The organism is Pedobacter sp. Leaf41 (assembly GCF_001422545.1).
In the GTDB taxonomy this organism is placed as follows: Bacteria; Bacteroidota; Bacteroidia; order Sphingobacteriales; family Sphingobacteriaceae; genus Pedobacter.
In genome coordinates this window covers 1-20,129 of record NZ_LMLE01000006.1, presented here as the reverse complement: position 1 = coordinate 20,129, position 20,129 = coordinate 1, and the positions used below count along the sequence as shown (strand labels likewise).

Here is a 20,129-nt window from a genome sequence, read left to right as displayed (position 1 = left end):
ACGGCCCCGCTTGGGTTTATTAACATCCTTTATCTGATTTAAAGTTGCAGCTTCTTTCAATAAATATTGTTTTATTAAATCTAACAGTTCTTTCATCTTACTTTAATAATATCATTCCAATTTGTGGTATAACATGGTTTTAGAAATTGCCGCTTCATTTTCCACTTTTGTTGTCCCCCTTCTCCGGCAAGCCGCAGCGTTCCTGCGCCATAATGGAGATTTAGCTGATCTAATACTTGTGAAACCCGATCATGCTTTAACCCTTTGTATTCACTAAATATATTTAATTGCACCTCTGCTTCCGGGATTAATCCTGTGGCAGTTACCTCAACCTTCTGGAACATATACCCCCTCAGATAAATCTTTTGCAACCCCAATAGGGCAACTTTAACTAAATCTAATGTGTTATTTACGGGATGCTCCAATGGCATAGTAATAGATGGAAAAGCTTCTAATGCCGCTGACCCAAATTTATTGGTAAGCAACCTTACAGAAATTACACTGGCACAAAGCCCTTCTCTTCTCAATTTTACCCCCAACCTGGCCGCGTAGCTCGAAGTAGCTTCTTTTAATTCGGCGTAGTCAGTGGTTAGTTTCCCAAATGCCCTGCTGGTACACATACCTTTTTTTGGATCAAGCATGGTTTTTAAAGGGATACAACTTTCTCCCCACAGCTCACGCCACATCCTTAGCCCTACAATCGTCATATGTGCTTGTACCCAGGCCATGGGTAGCGCCCTGAACTGTGCAGCTGTTTCAATTCCCTCTTTAATTAGTTTGTGGCTAAACTGCCGCCCTACCCCCCATAAATCTTCTACAGGGTAATCAACAAGCGCTTTACTGATCTGCTCTTCGGTTTCTAATACCATTACCCCATTGTGTTTTTTAGAGGTTTTGTTCGCAACCTTTGCCAGTACCTTCGTTGGGGCAATGCCAACACTAATGGGTATACCTGTATGTTGGATAACGGTATCACGCATTTCTTTCCCATAATTTTGAAGGCAATCATAACCTTTTAATCCTAAGAAACATTCATCTATGCTATACACTTCTACATCAGGCGTAAACCGGGCAAGGTTTGTCATCACTCTGGCACTAATATCGCCGTATAAGGTATAATGGCTGCTAAACACTGCAATATTATGCTTAGCAATCTCATCTTTGATTTTAAAAAAGGGTGCCCCCATCTTAATACCACAGGTTTTTGCCTCATCGCTACGGGCAATTACGCAACCATCATTATTGCTCAGCACCACCACTGGTACCCCATTGTATTGTGGTTCAAATAAGCGATGGCAGCTGGCATAAAAATTATTACAATCGGCCAGTGCGAACATGGGTTGTTAAGGTATGTGGTAAACAAGTCCAGGTAACTGCCCCAAATACTGTAACTTTTCGCCTGGTTACATTTAAGCAAGCATCCATCGTATCATTCAAGCAAAGAAAAATGCTTTCGCCTTGAATCAGTAATCTTCTGGTGAGCCACTCATCCTCTACACAACATACAATCAGCATCCCGGAATTCACAGGTACAGTCTTATCAACCACTATGATGCTACCTTTCATAATACCGTAATACCGCATTTGGTCGTCATCCGCTTCAAAATAAAAAGTATTAGTCGGATCTTTCACGATGCGTTGAGCAATATGCAACCTGCGTTGTTTGTAATCTTCAGCCGGCGAAATAAAACCCGATACGCGTCCTGGATTTTCAAGAGGCTCCAATTCGTGCCTCGGCAACTCTAATTCTCTTATCATAAAATTGTGATTTGAACACAAAATTACTAAAAATATTAGTAATTTATAAGTGAATTGTTAACACTCCGATAAGTGGTAGAACATTCTCAATTACGGTGGAACAGTTGTGATGTTGACATTAAAGGCCTTGCCGAATTCATTCAACCAAACACACAAATAAAAATTACGGGTGCACATTTCTGCGCACCCGTTCCAATTAATGAATGTAATTTAGTTAACTACCGCTTATCTCTCGTTTTAAATAGCCATTGTAAAATCCTGCTAACAAGAAAGCTGGCAGCAGCACCTAAGGCAGCTAACAGCATGGTTTGCAAAACGCTACTTTGAACCTGTCCGATCAAACTGAACGAAACACCACCTAAAACGCCCATTTTAGTCTCGGCACTATTCATCAGTTCCCGATTTTTCAACAGCTTTTACAATGCCAGCCAATAAGGCGATGTATTGCGCAATTCGTGAAACTTTACCTGGCAATTTTAAGGGTGCTGCCAGTAGGATACCTGCCGTACTGCCAGCAATGCCCACTACCCGTTTTGCAATTCGCAACCAACCTTTCCCCGAAGATTGAGTTACATTCACATTTAATTTATTTTTCACTTCAATAAATAAAAAGCTAGTGATATTTAATCCTGCCCCGCCACCCCATTTCTTACCGCCCCCATCCAAATTGAGATATCAGCGATAGCACTAAAAACATTTGTAGTCAATACACTTAACTCATCGCTATATCCTCCCTGCATTCCGGCATAGGAGATGATCGAAGAAGAAACCGCTAAAAGCTTCCAGGATAATTCTCCTTTTAAAGACAAAGCGGCAACGCGTTCTGCCCGATTTTTCATCGGGAACTTGTGTTGCCGTAAAAAAGCTTTTAGCAGGTTTATTCAAGATCAGATCCATGCCTTGATGTTATTAATCGTTTATTATTGTTTTTTAAAGGTATTAATGAGCTCGCTGAAGGGCTCGGTTTGTTTCTTTTCTATCAAGAGAAAAGAAAGAGGCCGCCGCCGGTGAGGCAAAGAAAAAACCGCTAAAAGCTTCCAAGGTAATCTTCCACTATCCTCATCGCTATATTCTCCCTGCATTCCGGCCTAGGAGATGATCGAAGAAGAAACCGCTAAACGCTTCCGAGATAATTCTCCTGTTAAAGACAAAGCGGCAACGCGTTCTGCCCGATTTTTCATCGGGTACTTGTGTTGCCGTAAAAAAGCTTTTAGCAGGTTTATTCAAGATCAGATCCATGCCTTGATTTTTGTTTCTTTTTATCAAGAAAAAGAAAAAAGCCATTCGGCAGCAAGCCGAGGCAAGCCCCAAGCATAGGCAAACCAATAAGAGTAAAAGTTATGCAGGGAGCCTCCCTGCACAACCAATCTTACTTTACCGAAGTAATCACCAGAAAAACTTTTTCACCGGCATCCAAAACAGGATAAACCAAAGCCTGAAGTCTTTCCAATGCGATACGGCTATAGTTACCCTCACCTTCACCAGTACATTTGCTCACAGGTGCGATGCAGCCCTGCAGCTCTCGCAAAGCAAAGTTTGCTGGATGAATGAGGATAGCCTCGCGGTTGGGTACAATGCTCAGTGCCAACTGCAAACCATGCTTCATATGCTGCCGTTTGATCAGCAAATAGCGGCCTTCTGGTATACAGCTGATATTCCGCTTATTGTTTCGCCATGGTAATTCAATGCTTTCGCAAATTAACCGCCCTTGATAACTGATTTTTCCATTAGTGCCACCCTTAAAATAGGTACGGCTTAACAGCAACTCCATTACACCCCTTGTATTTGCACTAATGATAAACCATTGTAAGCACCGTTACTTAAAGGATAGTCAAAACCGTTAACCCTTTGGTAAAAACTAATTCCTAACAGTAGAAACAGCGGGTTGGTACTCGCAGCGGGTATTTGGGCACTCAATGCTACCGCAGCCACATCAATTGCTTTCACATCAATCATGTCACTTTCACTGGTGTTGAGTTGAAATACCTCCTCTTCAAAGTTTAGTGCCGCACCGGCAGCACTGATTCTAAAGTGAGTAGCACCTTGGGGCGCATTGATCAGATCCCTGGCACTAAAACCCGGAAAATCAATACTTAAAACACCTGTTACCCGGTCAATAGCAGTTTCATAAACCACGTTGATAGTGGTACTGATTGGTGCCTTGATGTTAAATTCGAAACCAGTAAGCAATTCCGTTTCCGCATCCAGCACCATGCGTAAACCACGTTCGTTTACAGAGTCAGCCTGGATAACCTTCAACATCTCTTTCATCAGTCGGTTCGTAACCGCCTTATCAGCAAGCTGGTTGGTTAAAACCTTAAAGGCCAGCCTTAAAAATTTCCCTGCCTTGGTTGCCCGGCCAAATTCAGCCATGTTCTCCCTTGTACGCAGATACCTCGGATCATTAGCAATCCGGCTGGCATCAACACCACCTTTTTCTCTTGCTAAATAACCGTTCCTTGTTTTGTAAAACGTCAAATCCCCGATTCGTCCGTTTAATTTAATGATTCCTTCCTGACGTGCCATAATATATGTCTTACATCTGGATACAAAATTGCAGCATCTTCAAGAATGCCAGGTCGCGAAAGAAAGCTTTCGCAGCTTTTGGTGATATTTAATATTAAATCAAAGCCTTTTATAGTGCTGCACAACAAATAGTATCATTTAGCAGTTTTTACTACTTGGAAAACCTATTTTAATTGCCTAATTTGGATTTATATTTAATCTCGTTCTTTTATTACTGCTTTAGGAAGGATAGTTTTTAATTTTTTAAGGCTATGGCACCTCCGGTACTGTTGCGGTCCAATTCAAACCCACATGAAAAGAGTATGTATTTATCCGAAAGATGTTAGTATTTTAACAGGTAAAAGCTTAGCCCAGGCACAGAAAGTGCTCAGAAACTTGCGCTTTATATTAAACAAACGTAAAGACCAATTGATTACGTTCGAAGAATATGCAGAATATTCAGGTATAAACCTCGCACTGATCCAAAAAATCTGCCTGGCCAGACCGCTGATGGCCTTAGTCGACTGTTAAAAAAAACAATAACCCGCCCGTCACATCCCCGGGTTTTGTTTTTACGCTAAGTGTAGGTAAAGTAGTGTTTTATGCTACTCCCTATTGATATAAATGCTCTTCAAGTTTCGTTGAATGAATTAATATATTTTCTAAGATAGACGAATTAAGTGCTAAATAGAAAAATTTCAATAACATAAATTAAAAGTTGATTTCAAAATAGAAGTACTTATTTAGATATAGATAAGCACTTAACTAAATAGTAGAGCCACAAGAAATTGGATGTTTTAAATATTATTACTCAATTTTTAATTCATACCTCACTTTTAGTTGTTTTAGGCATCCCGAACATTTACCGCAAGCTAAATTTGAAATATGACAGGAGTGAGCAATAGTTAGCATATCAATAGGAACATTATATTTTGAAACTAGTTCATGACTGTAGTAATTTAATGTAGGGCAATGAACCTTTAACCTCCCCTCTTGATAAGAAACTGTATCATTTATTAATTTGTAAAATTCTTCAGTTCCATCTTTGTGAAATTTATCTGATTTTACCGAAGCCAAATATATATCACTAACGCCATCCTTAATTCCGATCATCGCTGCAAATGTGATTAATAGTTGATTTCTATACGGCCACCATTCCTCAGATGGTGCAAAACTTAAATTATCAGAATCAGCTAAAGTTCCAGTCCCTAAACTTCTGCAATTAATTTGTATAACCTTATGCTCTATATTTAATAATTCGCAAATATATTTTGACACATATATTTCCCTTTCAGCAACAGTTTGACCATAATCAATTGTATAAGCGATGTCTGGCATTAAACCATAAGTCAAACATATTGAATCAACTCCGCCTGATAATAGGGTTGCTTTTTTTACAAATTCCATATTGTTTGATAAATTGCTGTTGTTAAATTGGTATAAATCTTCGCCTCACCTGCATTTAGCATTGTTAGTTGAGGTTTATAACAAGTTCTATGATAACAAATCATTTTTTTCCCATGAGCAATTGAATAACCAATTTCTATTAAGGTTCCAGAGTCCAGATTATCTAGAACGCAAAACACAATACTTGACTTATCAATCCCTTCGATATCTTTTTTCGCAATAGTTGCATCATCTCCTAAACCAATGTCGTGAAAGGGAGAGAAAACTTTGACACCAAATCCAAGAAAAGCGTTTCTTATTTTATCAATTAAAATTAACTCGGCTATTGAAAAAAAAGGAGCAGCCAAGTATATACATACATCGGTCAGTTTATTATTAGCGAATTTTTTATAGCTAAATGTTGGGTCAGAAGAAGTGTTTATATAAATCTTTTTATCACAATAAAGGGCGGTTGACATAGATGCATAAAGGGCACACTCCTCGAGCTTAAGACCCATTTCCATCCAATAGTATCCAAAGCTTGATGTGAAGATATCCCCTGAACCAATTTTATTTACATTATCTGTTATAAATGAAGGAATTTGCACCTCATTATCCTCATGATATAATGTTGCACCATATGGCCCATTCTTAATAAGAATCGCTTTCACTTTTTCTTCATTAAAAAAGTACTTTTTAATTTCATTTATGTCCTCAGATGACGAAATTGATCTTGCTTCATTTAAATTCACGATATATATTAATTCATCAGCAGTACCAACATCTTTAAATTTTATTGGCTTTATAGAAGTTTGAGGATCGTACACAACTTTATTACCCTTTACACTAAAATCCGTTTCCAACATTCCGTAACAAATAATATTCGTACCAGTTAAGTATATCTTATTTGACTTTTTAATATTCAGAATACTTGGAAATATAGTGGGATCATCTAGCGCAAAACTGTATTTAAAGGTTATAAATTCATCATAATCAATACAATTGAAATTAAAATTTTCATAAACCTTTTTATTTTCAGCTAAAAATTTCGAAACTTCCAAACTACCTGTAGTGCTGAATTCAACCGCACATTTATTCTCCAATAGAAACTTTACACATCGAAATCCAGATCCGAAAACTTCCATAGCAACATCGTCATAATCAATTTCTCTATATGTTCCGCCAACAACCGATATCATAACTATCTCCTCCTGATTAATACTCTACAGGCTGGCGACTTGATATCTAATATTTCCGCTTCATATTCGGCTCCGCCCTTTATACATTCTATAATATCAGAAGTATTAAGATGCAATATAGCACCAAGGATTTCGCCGTCACCATCTTCTAAAACCAATGCATTACTACTCCCTATTTCGATGTTAAGAACATTTGCTATCCTATGTTTGTCTAGTACAGTAATGTTGATTGATGACACACTTGAAGTGATAAAACTGGTTTGACAATCGAAAAATACTCTTTGTGGTGGCATGTAACCGCCACCTCCTGATCCACTCATAATTGGTATAGATTAAAGTTATACAGTTATTAGTTGGTAAATATTTAATAGCAAAAAGCCCTTATCAATTTAAATGAAACTATATTAACAGAATTAGTGGCCTTCGAGAAAAGACAGGCCTCTAATAATATTGATAGAAACGAGCTAGAATTATTTAGATATTGTAATATAGATGAATAATTTGAACTTTACAAGTTTCTAAAATCACAACTTAAAAGATAAAATTTCATTAACACTTGCAGGCACTTCTCTCCACATATTCCTTATTGCCCTTACTGTTATAATAAAAGCACCCACCTTTAGAACCTTGATATAATTTTTGCCCGGATTTATAGGTACCACATGGCGTATAGGTTTCGTTATCAGTATCTGCCGTAATTTCATTTTGTTTGCTACAGGCCAGCATGCCAATACTTAAAAACAGGATATAATAAATTTTTTTCATGGTACCAAGATACCACGCCATTGGACGTAAAAATTACGGGTTCCCGTATGGAGAGAAAAATTTGTTGAAAATAATCTATTAGGCCAACACTCTCTCAAAAATCCCAATAACCTTTAAATCAATAGTTTCCTCATCTCGTAAAACGAGAGGTTGAAAATACTCATCAGTCGATAGAGGGTGTAAGGTAATTTCCTCATGCACCCAACTATCATCAGTTTGGGTTTTCTTGCTTCTATATTCTTTAATGGTATACTGGCCACCTAATTCTTTATCATAGATATTGGTTGATTCGACTAAACAAATCAATCCATTACGTGAGCCACCGTTATATTTTTTAAATAACGCAATCGATCCGTTAGGAATAACTTTATTCATAGATTCGCCAACTATCTTGCAGGCAAATAGATCGGGATTTGTCCTTAAGTTGTCAGGCAGTTCTAAAAAGCTAATATTTTCAACTTGCTGATAGGCAGAGAATGATCCCGCAGCAATATTTAAATCATAAAAAGGAATGCATTGCCCGTTGATTTTGTTTGAATGCAGGTTTAGCGGCTTAACTTGAGCAACAGTCTCTTTTAACCGCCAAAACTTTTTAAAATGTTTACGCAGTGCGGGGTCGCAAACGTAAATGAACGTTCCATTAATTCCTCTTAATAAAATGGTTTTATAAATATTAACGATATAGCTTTTTAGTATCTCGGGATCTTTAATAGAGTTCTTACCATTTTTATCCTGATAGAGTTGGTCATGAATAATGAGTTGCTCTGATATAGGATCGTAGCCAATCTCAGGCCCAATAATTACGCCAGTATAATTTAAATCGTAGCCTTGAATAGTATGTATACAACCAACTTCATTTATGGCATTTGGTGTATTTACCCAATCGACGGTTACGGCATTCCATTGCAACTTTGTATCTTCGATCACAATATCAAATTTGCTTTTATCTTTATTTGAGATCCATTTCCAGGCAAAACCTGCAATTAATCTGGATAAGCCGAATTGCTGATCTTTTAATTTGATATCATTCACCATATCATCTAAACATTCATAGAGATATGATTCATAGTTTAAGCCAGGGGCATAAGGTTTTAACGCCTTATTCTGCTCAGTGAACAAACCTTGAATAAATTTTACGTAATCAGCCCCGCCCTTTACCCTAAACTGAGTTTTCAATATTTCGTAGCGGGTATCTGCTTTTTGTTTTAAATTCTTAAATGCACCGGCCGAAACATCAGAAGGTTTTATGCTTTGTTGTTCATCATAAAATAAGATGCTTTTATTGGCTTGTTTTAAAACCCAGTCCAATTCAGAACTCGTCATTTTATCGAAACCTAATGCCTTGCAGTTTTGATCGAAGGCACCGAAATAAGCACCTAAATTTACCCTTTGCCTTAAACGATGTGATTCATCAATAATTAATAAATCATATTTCTTTTTCACCACATCGGCCGGTCCGATAACCATGTTCGACCTTAAACCTTTAATCCCTTTAAAAACTTTTTCTATTGTTTTTCTAAACGACGACATAGGCACCACTAAAGCCATTTCCAGATGACCGTATTGCTGCTTAACTTTTTTGAATAATTCAAAAAGTTCAAGATCATTTTCGTCAAAATCGGTTAGATTAAAATCTTCGGTATCAGTTTTTAGAAGCTTAAATAAAAATATAGCTAAAATACTCTTTCCTGTTCCTGCGCCACCTTCAATTAAACTTACTTTTGCACGATCATCCAGCAAACATTTGAGTATCATTTTTAAGCCGGCAACCTGTTCATCCGACAAACTTTTATAGGGCGAATATTTAAATAGGTCGCTGTTATCAATATATTCTAAAGAGTGTCTGGTAATACCCAGCGTTCTGAGTTCAGACCAAATGTCTTTAAATATATCCCAGTATAGTTCCTTTTTTTGGTAAAAATGATGGTTAGCAATTCCCAAGTTACCATTTTGTAACTGATAGCGTCCATCTGCAGCTATGTATTTTATTAAATTAGATTCAATATCAAGCGTTGCAGATTTGTTAAAAAGATCGCTTGAAATTAGATGTGCTGATTGAAGATTTTTTTTGTGATCACTTTTTAAATGAGCTTTCATCCGACTAACAAGATCGGTAGTTTCCCCAACGTAAGCTTCAAACTTATTGTTTTCACTTAAAAAGTAAACTAATGGCCAGGATAAAAAATTCTGATGTTTTAAACTTAGATCAGTTAAACTTTGTTCGGAAAATTCAGAGGTGCTAATTAGATAACGCTTACTCATTTATAATTCATTATACTTTTTAGCCGTCCCTTTAGCTTTATCCACAGGATATTTCGCATCGTTAAGTTTAATTTTATCGAGGATAATCTGTTTTACATCCAGATTGTATTTTTCGGCCAACAACAGCGCATAAGAAAAAACATCAGCCAATTCTTCCTTTATCTTATCAACATTTGCATCCTCCGCATTTTTCCACAAAAACAACTCAAGCAACTCCGCTGCTTCAATATTCAAGGCAAGTGCTAAATCTTTAGGGTTGTGAAACTGTGCCCAGTCTCGTTCATCTCTAAATTTTAATAATGCTTTCGTGATCTCTTCTGTCATAAGGATAATTGATGCTAATTTAGGGATATCATCTCAAACTTAGTGCTGCAACTAAAAAGATTTAAAGCTGGTGAAGTCGTTTTGCTTCTCTCCAGTTCTTCCTTAGTATAGGCGCTGCATAACATGTGGCTCCATCAGCAAGCTCTCCGGTAAAGTGGCAAAATTTTTCGCTGTAGTCTGGATTGCTCCATTTAGCCCAACTGCTGTAAGCTTTGTCGCAATAAGGCTTTCGTATATCAAAGGGAATCTCTACCCCTGTTCTAATGCAAAACCCTACATTACCTTGTTTTTGTATCGGCAAGCTAAAGTTCGTGTTCTTTTCAAAGGACTTAAAACCTACAAAACGCTCATCAACAATGTTATGATATTGGTCAATGATATCTTTTTCGATTGTAGCTTTGTCGAAGGCTTGACTTAAGCCAAACATCTTTGACTCAAAATGGGGTATGCGTTGATACAATAACTCACTATTCAAAATTACATCCTGAAAATAATTATATGCATCCGAATCTAGATCGCCAGTGCCAACAAAACTAGATAAACTACTAATGATCCGATTGGTAGTTTCCGTAAGTACACCTACCTCTATATTATTATTTTGCGAAAAATCATAAAGATTCATCGACGTAATCAGCCCTGCCGATTCATTACCATAGTATTTGGCATGTAAATTCTTTTCATATCTGATTTGGATATTTGGAAAAGCTTTCAGAAATTCAAGATCATCTTTAGCAAGGCGATTGCCATTTTCTGATTTACCATAAACAATTACAATTTTGAGTTCAGGGAAATTCTTTTTCGGTTTTAGTTCATCTTTTACTCTGCTATGGAGCCTAATGTATGGTGATACAAGAACCAACGACGACTCTGCTTTTTTTATAATTTTTTCTAGTGTAGCATTTAGTTCACTACCCTGTACAAATTTAGTCATGAGTGATATTTAATTTAAACAAGATAAATATTTTATTCCAACAGCAACAAACATTAAATTTAAGTAATCCCTTTCAATAATTTTATCTTCTCAATCTGCTCGTCAACACGATACGCTTCCAACAATGGCATATTCTTTACAGATATATTTACGCCCCACTCATCTTTACTCTTTTTACCATTTTGCTGATATTTTCTATCGCATAATAAACTATTAGGATTTAACCATGCAGAACCTGGGATAAGAAAGATTTGTGGGTATTGATCATCTGTAAGCAAAACCAATGCTAAATAAAGATTATCTCTGCTCATTTCATTTTCTTTCCAGCTTTCTTTCGTAACGAAAACGTAGTTGGTTTTAGAAGTTCGGATAGTTTTAACCTGTGCGTCAACATGTTTTGCATTATCTAGGCGAATCACGAAATCTATGGCTTTATCATCAACATCGCTGTAGTATGTATCTAAGTTGTACGATGTAAACAGCATCTTGACCCAATATTCTCCTAACCTCCCAATTTGAAGATGGTTAAGTTCATTGAATTTTAATTTCATTGTGTGATTTGAATATTTACTTGATATGTAATTGAACAGGAATTATTATAATTTGATCGAGAGACCATCCTTTAAAACTTTAACTACCGCCTTAGCAAGTTTTAATTCGTTCACTTCATAATTATCGCCAAACTTTACTAAAGTTGTTTGATGTAATCTTAAGAATTCACCATTGGACATTTTTTCCCATTGGTGTTCCTTTAGTCTTTTTACTGCTTTATGATTACCATTTAGGTCTGTAAATAAAGAATACTGGAAATGAGTACCATCTTGGTTCCAAAACTTGAGACAGATCAAACTTTCTTCTCTATTTTTTGCGATAAAATATTCATTATTCCGATATCCAATATTGATGTATAAAAATTTGTTATCTAAATAAAGCTGGTAACCGAACTGTATCTGGAAATGATGTTGCAAAATAAAAGCATAAAGTTCACGAGCTTTATAAATGGTGTTTTTATCAGCTTCTAAGAGATAAATTAGTTTTCCATTTTCAAGATATTGAAAATTGCCTTTCTTACAATAGGTTATAACCTCTGGATATTTAATGAATAGAAACCTGTAATCAGCTTTCAAATCTTGATCGGTTAAAAAATGGTCAATAACTTGCTGTAATCCCTTTGGCTTGTTATTTACAATATGCTCTTCAAACAATTGAAATGCACGATGTTTCCGAATATAATCGAAATCAAGGAAATTATATTTGTTACCATTAACATTTTTAGGATAATCATCAAAACATAATAATGTGCGGGTTAGTAATCCTTGATTTATTAATTGATATTCTTTAAACCATTTTTGGGCGTTGTTAATTGATTTAGATAAAGTAAACTCAGAATTTAAGTTTGCGGTAAATAAATCAATCATAGATTCCTCATGTGCGTCAATCTCCTTTTCTTCCCAACGAGTTTCCTTAATCATTAAAAACTGTTTTATACTATCTAAGTTTGATGAAACCCCATAATAATCACGTTTAGCCATTGGCGTATTATTGCTAAGTTTTGAGTTTTTATCATGACTTATAAGACATAAATTTCCAAACGAGTGCAAATGCGATTCATCTATTGCTTTGATATCCTCAGTAAGTCTATTTTGTGGATAATAATGCTCAACTGAACTTCTAAATGTATATTCAAATGCTTTAACTCTTGGGTCTTTATCTACATCCTTATATTTTACCCAGAGAAGATAATCTAAAAAGTTAAATACTAAATTATTTTCAATTCTATGATAACTCAGTTTTGTTAATTCCAATTGTGATTTAGTTCTGTAAATCGGAAACACACTTTCGTAAATCATGTGATAATATTCTTGAGGTTCTTTCGCCAGATACCGATCGAAAACGAATAATTTAGCGATATGCTCAAGATAGCCGATATAAGCTTTACTATCAACTTCAAATTGATGAAATAAATAATTTAATGCTGCATTAAGCCAGTGCTTATAAGACATAGCAGGCAGCGAAACGTGAAACATGGATAATAACATAATTACTTGCCTGTTATCCCCATCAAATACCCCTACCTGATCTTCACCAAATGTATTGGCATACGTTATCCCATTCTTTATAGTGCTTGAATTATACCATTTTAAATTTTTTAAGCTCCACCGATCAGTGTTAGCAGTAAATTCTCTTTTAATCACATATTTATCATACAAGAATTTACATTTTAAAAGGTTGAAGATATAATCTTTTACAAACTGTATTTTAGCTTGAATAGTATTTGGTAATTGTGCCTCAAAAAGTTCAATCAACCGCTTATCATCTAAAGCTACATCACTACTAGCAGTTTGAATTCTTAATACATGTAGTAAAAAATTCTGAAAATTTGTTACAGAATTAAACCTGTCTGGAATTTGACTGTCGCCAACTTCTTTAGCCGCTATTGTTTTTGCTTTAATTATTTGTTCAATAGACAAGTATAAAGCGCTGTCATTTTTCACATTATCTGCTAGCTTGTCGACAAATTCATCGAAACTATTAATTGCTAAAATATTCCAATTATCCTGGCCAAAGATCAAATGGCGTTGTTCTGTTGCAAAACTGCTTTGCAAGTACAGCTCCATATTTGAACAGGCTTCCCAAATAAGATTGAAGCATGCAACATTATTAGCATTATTCTCTGCCGAAAAAACTTCCATTAAGCTAGCCTTTAAAACTTCATGCTTTTCCAACTGCTCTCCCCGGCTATTCATAATTTCGAAATAGTGGTTTAAATCTGTTCCTTTTGGCAAGACAACTCTTATAATTTGAACATTACTAAATATATAGCTAACAAGGTCAACAATAGAAACTTTTTCCTGATTAACTTTTTTCACCAGTTCTTTTTTACAAATTTCATATGCCGCCTTAATATTTACATCATAGTTTTCACCATCAAATGAACCATTGAAAGCTGCCCCTAATGAATGTTCAGATTTTGTTCTACTCTCGTAAGTTAAATTCAGCTTATTAAACCAATCTAAATTGATTTCCTCATGCTCATTTTTAATTACACAGGCTAATATGGCTAAAGTGGTTAACCGTTGTTGCCCATCTATAACACTGAAAACATTATCTTTTTCAAGTTGCCCTGCAACGACTAAAGTGCCGATATAGTAGTTTTTATTTAAATTATTTACTGCATAGTCAATTACATCCTGTATCAATTGCTCAATTTCTTTTGCTTCCCAAGCGTAGTTTCTCTGATATATCGGAATACTGTAATTGTCGGAGGCATTCAATAACTCGGTTATTGTTAGCGTCTTTACACCATTAGGTTCTTTTGACATAGTATTTCATAGTAATAAACATTCCCTTAATTTTTTTGGTCTTTTTTGACTCGTAATCATCTTCTATAACCGGAATACTCATATTCAGAATATCTTCTTTATAAATCGCTTCTCTAATTTTCCTAAATAAATTAATTTCCTTCAGAACATAATTATCTACTGATGCCAATTGTAAACTTTGATATGTTAACCGAATAGAATATGCCCATATAAAGATTTTTTCGATGGCTTTAGAAAGGTCTTTGTAACCAAACTTGTCTATGTAGTTAAGTAAAGCACAATTGAAAAGCATTCTAACATATCTATCTCCCATTCTGTGCATGCCCTCGTAATTGTTTATTACAATTATGATATCCTTTGCTACACCTGTTACGACCTCCAATTTACTTTCCAAAGCGTCATATAAATTTTTATAATGAGTGATCATCTCAAAAAAATACCTGCCATTTATAATAGTCTGATCTAACTGAAAAGGAAAATCGGCATTTCCTTTTAGTCTTGCATCTCTTGTAAACTCATCAGCAATCGAATAGATTTTAGTATGAGGATAATCTTCGATAGTTTGAAGATTAATTCCTTTAAACATTATGGTATCTTTCTTGGAAAAGTATCTAGCCGAATTACCTTTGGCCCAACCTTTAACACGATATAAAAAATCGGCAAAAATACTTCCTAGTTCTCTAGTGTCCATTAACTCCCACGTTTCTACCAACTGGGTGTCATCCTGATTCGTATAATTTTTTGCCGTGTTAAGTTCTCTTAAATGGAAAGCCTTCAATAAATCATGCGGTTCCAAATCTTTTCCCCTTGCATTTTGCGAATCGAAGAATTGAAAAGCTTCAGAAATATCATCTATTACAAAATAAGTTATCTGGCATTTATTTAAGAAAAATTCAATAAAATCTTCCTCAGCATTAACTATCCGAAATTCTATCTCTTTATAATTAAGCTGTATGTTCTTTTTAGAAATTTCGCTCTGAAATACAGGTTTAATTACCTTTTCGTTTAAAACAAAAAGCCTTTCTCTTAATTCTTCATTATTTAGAGATTCATGCTTATTTAGCATGATTGCCTTTAAAAGCAATAAAAACGAGATGGTTCGTTGCTGGCCATCTACTATTTGATATCCTTCATTATTTTTAAAAATAACGATAGTGCCAATACGATATGGTGTAACTCCTTTAAACCGATTAATATCGTCTATGAGTTGAATAACATTTTTTGTAGTCCATTTATATGGTCTTTGGAAATGCGGAAATTGTAATTCACTATTGCTAAGATATTGCAGGATAGTTACTACCGACTGTTCAATTATTGCCATTAATTATGATTAGAAGAGAAGATTATTTTTGAAATAAATTATTCTTCGGATGATTTCAAATCGTGCCATTGCTGTTGCCACTTGTAAAGAATGAAATTGTTTAAAGATGCCATATTAAATGTTTGTTGAGGATTTTCACGATTAAACGGAAACATAGCAAATCTTGCAAATTTAGAAGGTGTTAATATTTGTGTTGCATGTAAACCATTAGCAACTGCATAGACTTTGATTGGTTGCCAAAGAGAATTCCAGAAGCTCCCTGATCCTCGCGTTAAATAGATATTTTTTATAGTGGAATGATTTTGTAGCAAATTCACAATATCCGTAACAATATGATTATTAAACTTAGTTGCAATATTTGCATCACTATAGCTTCCCATTAATTTATCATGTTTTGGACTATAGGCATCATCTATGGTAGTAATTAAATCTGTAATAGCTATTTTGTTTCGTCTACAGAAATCTTTCCATTTAGTTGGATGATTATTTATTAAACTATCTTCACCATAAACCCTTGGTAATACATCCCAAAAATTGTTGTTAGGTTTACCATATGAGTCATGTGTTCTGCCATAAAACCATTCTGCTTGATTATTTTCTGGCCATTCTGGATTAAAAGTCCCTATAATTAAGGTGTTTGGTTTAAAATCTAATCTATCAAGATTTAGAAATTCATAGAATTTATGATTGCATGACATGTGCATTTGTAAGATAAATTTAGTTTTTAAATTCTAAAGTATAATTATGATAGAAAACGAAAAAAAATAAATGCTCTATCAAAGAGCATTTATTTTAATGTTACTACTAACTTGTGTGACAAGAAGTAGCGCAATGTACACATCCATTAATTTTTTTAGTCGGATGTTTACGTTTTGCTTCAGTAACCGCAGGTGCACATGCACTAAAAACACCCAAATAATCATAATTTTGCGCAGGATAATACCTGCAATCATCCTTGTGCACCTCGTAATCACCATTGGATTGTTGGTTCAAATTTAATCTGTAGCTAGCCATAACATTTGGTTTAAAAATTTAACATAACCAAACTTCAGGATATATCTCTTAAGTTCTTTACGGTTTCCCGTAAGCCATCAATCAAATTAAATTATAGTGCCTAACGCTCTCCATTATCTATACCTTAATTCTATCACCCCCCCATCTCCCAGCTCAAACCCTGTTCCTCCTCATCTAATAATTCCACCCGTTCAATTAATGGCGCTACAAATGCTACCTCCACCCCATCCTGAATATGAAAACAATGGCTGATCTGGCAGCCATAATAACGGCGGTCGTCTTTCCTGGATTCCTCATGCAGGTAATGAAGCCCAATGGCTACGAGTAATATCCGGTTGCCTTCCTGTTCAACGGGTATCTGAAGTTTAGCACCAGGGAAATGGCTTTGTTCAAGAGAAAAACGAAGATCGTTCACTTTAACGATTTCATATTTTTCACTGCACACTTCAAAACTGAAGATGCTCAGTTGTAACACAAAGTCATCCGATTTGGGAACGAACTTAACCAGGTTTTTGGTTTGGATTTTAGGTAAAAGCAGTTGGATCGAACCTTCGGTCAGCATGACCTTAGGTTTTTGAATTAAAAGCTGTTCGAGCCGGGTAGCTGCATTAAATTGAAATTCCTGGAGCAGTTTGATATTGCCGTCCACCAGGTTCTTTTGCCCGGCCTGTGTAGGAGGAGCCGTTTTAAAAATTTCGATCAGTTTTTTGTTGAGGCGGTTATGCAAGTCGCCATAACCATAATCTTTAACCAGCGCTGCGAAGGCTTTTCTAATATAGGCGGCATTTCTGCTGGCATTGCCAAAGTCGGTAGCGCTTTTTCGGCTATTTTCAGAGAGATGATGAACAGTGGGGGCATACCGCACCACGTCCTTTTTCCCTCTTCTATAAAAAACAAGATCTCCAAGTTGCCCCGAAAATCGAACAATCCCATTTAATGTGGCCATAATTAGTTATATTAGCGTAATCAAGGGATTGATCAATCCAAGATAGCAAATTTCTGCTTTTTAATCATTAAAATTTCGTTTCAAGTCCACCTTTCGCCCACCATTAGTCCACCTTATATCCACCTTTCGCCTATACCTGCTTGCACCCTGCTCCCAGTATGCTTCAGGTCTGCTTCGGTAATGCGTTAGTCCAGGTGAAAGAATTCCCATCCTAGCATGGTGCTTGCATGGTGCTGGATAGATGCTTTTAGGTAAAGATAGGGTCTATCGTACCTAAGGATTCACCGACGAGGATACGAACCTGATCAGTTTCTTTCCGGAAGGGAGGACAATGCTCTCTGGGAGGAGGGTAAAGCAGCACACCTATTCGAGGCGGAAAATGATTCATTTAACCACCCCCGGCCCTTCCTTGAATCAAGGTTTTGATGAATACTTAACTCTTTAAGATCCCCAGTCGAGCTGAGGATGACGGATTGGTTGGATGGAAACTTCGCGTAAACGAGCAGATTGCCGCAGTCGTGAAATACTCCTTCGCAATGGTGTAAGGTGTTGTGGAAAGGGGTTTGTAATGGTTTTTCTGCTCCTTGCTCTCCGGCATAGGAGATGATGGAAGGATAGCCCGTTGAAACTAATGCACTAACGTTGAATTATTAGGGACAAGGCAACACGTTCTGTTCCGACCCTTCGTCGGAATACATGCGTTGCCGCAATGGAAGTTTCGATGAGGATAGCTGACATTAGATCCAGGCCTTGAGGTATTAATAATTTGTTATTGTTTTTTAAAGATATTAATGAGCTCGCCGAAGGGCTCGGTTTTGTTTCTTTCTGTCAAGAGAAAAGTAGGAGGCCGCCGCCGATGAGGCGAAAGAGATCCTTCGACTACGCTCAGGATGACATAAAGTAAGATTAAAGTATTTTCAAAGATCTCTCCTACTGTTGAGATGACGATGCCCTAAAATAAACGCTCGCTATAGCCACCCTGCTATCCGGCATAGCCAATTTTGGAAGCAGAAAGCAGTGGAAAACGAGCACAAGCATTCAAAAACCAGTAGTCAAGGAAATTTGCAGCCGAAAAGGAAAAGAGCCCGCTAATAGTTTTCCGCTAGCTTTATGCAAACAAAAGGGGCAAGCCTTGGGCTTTTGTTTCTTTTGGGCCAAGCCAAAAGAAAAAGGCCGCCGCCGATGAGGCGAAAGAAATCCTTCGACTACGCTCAGGATGACACACACTTTAGGCTGAAACTTTCTAAAAGATCCCTGCACACGCGAGGATGACGACGCCTGAAAATAAGGCGCTCGCTATAGCCACCCTGCTATCCGGCATAGGAGATGATGGAAGGGGAAAACGTTAAAGCTTTAAATAAAGCCTATCTCCAAAGATCTCTCCGCTACGGTCGAGAGACGATGCCTTAAAATAAGGCGCTCGCTATAGCCGCCCTGCTATCCGGCATAGGAGATGATGGAAGGGTAAAACGTTAAAGCTTTAGCAGTAACTTTCAAAAACAACAAACCAAGGCATCGCGTATTCTGCGATTCTTCATCGCAGCTTGTGATGCCGCAATAAAAGCTTTGACGACTTTACCCGACATCAGACAAACCAAGGCATCGCGTATTCTGCGATTCTTCATCGCAGCTTGTGATGCCGCAATAAAAGCTTTGACGACTTTACCCGACATCAGATCCAAGCCTTGACTTTTGGTTACCTTTTTGTCAAGAAAAAGGTAAGAGGCCGCCGCCGATGAGGCGAAAGAGATCCTTCGACTACGCTCAGGATGACATACAGACGAAAATAAAGCCTATCTCCANTTTTGTCAAGAAAAAGGTAAGAGGCCGCCGCCGATGAGGCGAAAGAGATCCTTCGACTACGCTCAGGATGACATACAGACGAAAATAAAGCCTATCTCCATAGATCTCTCCGCTACGGTCGAGAGACGATGCCGTAAAATAAGGCGCTCGCAATAGCCACCCTGCTATCCGGCATAGGAGATGATGGAAGGGGAAAACGTTAAAGCTTTTGCAGTAACTTTCAAAAACAACAAACCAAGGCATCGCGTATTCTGCGATTCTTCATCGCAGCTTGTGATGCCGCAATAAAAGCTTTGACGACTTTACCCGACATCAGATCCAAGCCTTGATGTTATTAATAGTTTATATTGTTTTTAAAGGTATTAATGAGCTCGCTGAAGGGCTCGGTTTTGTTTCTTTTGAATCAAGACAACCTGCGAAGCAAGCTTGAAGACCTATAAAAATACAACTACCTCTGAAAAAAGAAAAAGGCCGCCGCCGATGAGGCGAAAGAGATCCTCCGACTACGCTCAGGATGACATACAGACTAAGATAATACCTATATTCAAAGATCTCTCCGCTACGGTCGAGAGACGATGCCTTAAAATAAGGC

22 protein-coding genes are annotated in these 20,129 nt (G+C 36.7%); 2 read left to right on the top strand and 20 right to left on the bottom strand.

Translation table 11 applies throughout. From position 1 onward, the window contains the following. Nucleotides 1-92: 92 nt before the first annotated feature. From ASE92_RS07255 to ASE92_RS21110, 5 genes are all read right to left on the bottom strand, one after another. Complete coding sequence (locus ASE92_RS07255) at nucleotides 93-1,337, bottom strand: Y-family DNA polymerase (RefSeq protein WP_056849456.1); 1,245 nt, start codon at nucleotides 1,335-1,337, stop codon at nucleotides 93-95. Next, nucleotides 1,315-1,758, bottom strand: coding sequence for a LexA family transcriptional regulator (locus ASE92_RS07250; protein WP_056849455.1), 444 nt, complete (start codon nucleotides 1,756-1,758; stop codon nucleotides 1,315-1,317). The genes ASE92_RS07255 and ASE92_RS07250 overlap by 23 nt, the downstream gene beginning before the upstream one ends. Before the next feature lie 218 nt (nucleotides 1,759-1,976). Next, nucleotides 1,977-2,150, bottom strand: coding sequence for a hypothetical protein (locus ASE92_RS21115; protein ID WP_157255679.1), 174 nt, complete (start codon nucleotides 2,148-2,150; stop codon nucleotides 1,977-1,979). Further along, on the bottom strand, nucleotides 2,143-2,355 hold the full coding sequence (locus ASE92_RS07245; protein ID WP_157255678.1) for a hypothetical protein: 213 nt from the start codon (nucleotides 2,353-2,355) through the stop codon (nucleotides 2,143-2,145). The genes ASE92_RS21115 and ASE92_RS07245 overlap by 8 nt, the downstream gene beginning before the upstream one ends. Before the next feature lie 26 nt (nucleotides 2,356-2,381). Continuing rightward, nucleotides 2,382-2,597, bottom strand: a complete 216-nt coding sequence (locus ASE92_RS21110; RefSeq protein ID WP_157255677.1) for a hypothetical protein — start codon at nucleotides 2,595-2,597, stop codon at nucleotides 2,382-2,384. A gap of 256 nt (nucleotides 2,598-2,853) precedes the next feature. Between ASE92_RS21110 and ASE92_RS07235 the strand changes: the two genes are divergently transcribed. Continuing rightward, the gene (locus ASE92_RS07235) at nucleotides 2,854-3,075 is read left to right on the top strand and encodes a hypothetical protein (protein ID WP_056849452.1); all 222 of its coding nucleotides are present in this window, start codon (nucleotides 2,854-2,856) and stop codon (nucleotides 3,073-3,075) included. A 52-nt stretch (nucleotides 3,076-3,127) separates the two neighbouring features. Here ASE92_RS07235 and ASE92_RS07230 read toward each other — a convergent pair whose 3' ends face one another. Next, complete coding sequence (locus ASE92_RS07230; RefSeq protein WP_056849451.1) at nucleotides 3,128-3,529, bottom strand: DUF5675 family protein; 402 nt, start codon at nucleotides 3,527-3,529, stop codon at nucleotides 3,128-3,130. Further along, the gene (locus tag ASE92_RS07225) at nucleotides 3,529-4,284 is read right to left on the bottom strand and encodes a hypothetical protein (protein WP_056849450.1); all 756 of its coding nucleotides are present in this window, start codon (nucleotides 4,282-4,284) and stop codon (nucleotides 3,529-3,531) included. The genes ASE92_RS07230 and ASE92_RS07225 overlap by 1 nt, the downstream gene beginning before the upstream one ends. Nucleotides 4,285-4,575: 291 nt before the next feature. Between ASE92_RS07225 and ASE92_RS07220 the strand changes: the two genes are divergently transcribed. Continuing rightward, nucleotides 4,576-4,794: a hypothetical protein gene (locus tag ASE92_RS07220; protein WP_056849449.1), complete on the top strand. Its 219-nt coding sequence runs from the start codon at nucleotides 4,576-4,578 to the stop codon at nucleotides 4,792-4,794. 276 nt (nucleotides 4,795-5,070) lie between these two features. On the opposite strand, the gene ASE92_RS07215 is transcribed toward ASE92_RS07220, so the two are convergent. From ASE92_RS07215 to ASE92_RS07155, 13 genes are all read right to left on the bottom strand, one after another. Further along, entirely contained in the window at nucleotides 5,071-5,670 is a 600-nt protein-coding gene (locus ASE92_RS07215; protein WP_056849448.1) for a 7-cyano-7-deazaguanine synthase, read from the bottom strand. Next, complete coding sequence (locus ASE92_RS07210; RefSeq protein WP_056849447.1) at nucleotides 5,658-6,848, bottom strand: PfkB family carbohydrate kinase; 1,191 nt, start codon at nucleotides 6,846-6,848, stop codon at nucleotides 5,658-5,660. The genes ASE92_RS07215 and ASE92_RS07210 overlap by 13 nt, the downstream gene beginning before the upstream one ends. A gap of 2 nt (nucleotides 6,849-6,850) precedes the next feature. Next, entirely contained in the window at nucleotides 6,851-7,168 is a 318-nt protein-coding gene (locus ASE92_RS07205; protein WP_056849446.1) for a hypothetical protein, read from the bottom strand. Nucleotides 7,169-7,397: 229 nt separating this feature from the next. Further along, the gene (locus ASE92_RS07200) at nucleotides 7,398-7,634 is read right to left on the bottom strand and encodes a hypothetical protein (protein WP_056849445.1); all 237 of its coding nucleotides are present in this window, start codon (nucleotides 7,632-7,634) and stop codon (nucleotides 7,398-7,400) included. Nucleotides 7,635-7,691: 57 nt separating this feature from the next. Then, nucleotides 7,692-9,875 (bottom strand): DNA/RNA helicase domain-containing protein, encoded by a 2,184-nt coding sequence (locus tag ASE92_RS07195; protein ID WP_056849444.1) that lies wholly within the window; start codon nucleotides 9,873-9,875, stop codon nucleotides 7,692-7,694. Then, nucleotides 9,876-10,199, bottom strand: a complete 324-nt coding sequence (locus ASE92_RS07190; RefSeq protein WP_056849443.1) for a nucleotide pyrophosphohydrolase — start codon at nucleotides 10,197-10,199, stop codon at nucleotides 9,876-9,878. A gap of 61 nt (nucleotides 10,200-10,260) precedes the next feature. Next, nucleotides 10,261-11,130 carry a phospholipase D family protein gene (locus ASE92_RS07185; RefSeq protein ID WP_056849442.1) on the bottom strand — a complete coding sequence of 290 codons (870 nt, stop codon included), beginning with the start codon at nucleotides 11,128-11,130 and terminating at the stop codon, nucleotides 10,261-10,263. A gap of 59 nt (nucleotides 11,131-11,189) precedes the next feature. Continuing rightward, nucleotides 11,190-11,681, bottom strand: coding sequence for a hypothetical protein (locus tag ASE92_RS07180; protein WP_056849441.1), 492 nt, complete (start codon nucleotides 11,679-11,681; stop codon nucleotides 11,190-11,192). A 45-nt stretch (nucleotides 11,682-11,726) separates the two neighbouring features. Next, the gene (locus ASE92_RS07175; RefSeq protein WP_056849440.1) at nucleotides 11,727-14,453 is read right to left on the bottom strand and encodes a DUF262 domain-containing protein; all 2,727 of its coding nucleotides are present in this window, start codon (nucleotides 14,451-14,453) and stop codon (nucleotides 11,727-11,729) included. Beyond that, a complete protein-coding gene (locus ASE92_RS07170) occupies nucleotides 14,437-15,774 on the bottom strand; it encodes a DUF262 domain-containing protein (RefSeq protein WP_056849439.1) in 1,338 nt (445 codons plus the stop codon). The genes ASE92_RS07175 and ASE92_RS07170 overlap by 17 nt, the downstream gene beginning before the upstream one ends. A 38-nt stretch (nucleotides 15,775-15,812) precedes the next feature. Further along, nucleotides 15,813-16,472: a hypothetical protein gene (locus ASE92_RS07165; RefSeq protein ID WP_056849438.1), complete on the bottom strand. Its 660-nt coding sequence runs from the start codon at nucleotides 16,470-16,472 to the stop codon at nucleotides 15,813-15,815. 106 nt (nucleotides 16,473-16,578) lie between these two features. After that, entirely contained in the window at nucleotides 16,579-16,788 is a 210-nt protein-coding gene (locus ASE92_RS07160; RefSeq protein ID WP_056849437.1) for a hypothetical protein, read from the bottom strand. Between the two features lie 133 nt (nucleotides 16,789-16,921). Further along, a complete protein-coding gene (locus ASE92_RS07155) occupies nucleotides 16,922-17,734 on the bottom strand; it encodes a hypothetical protein (protein ID WP_056849436.1) in 813 nt (270 codons plus the stop codon). Nucleotides 17,735-20,129 lie beyond the last annotated feature (2,395 nt).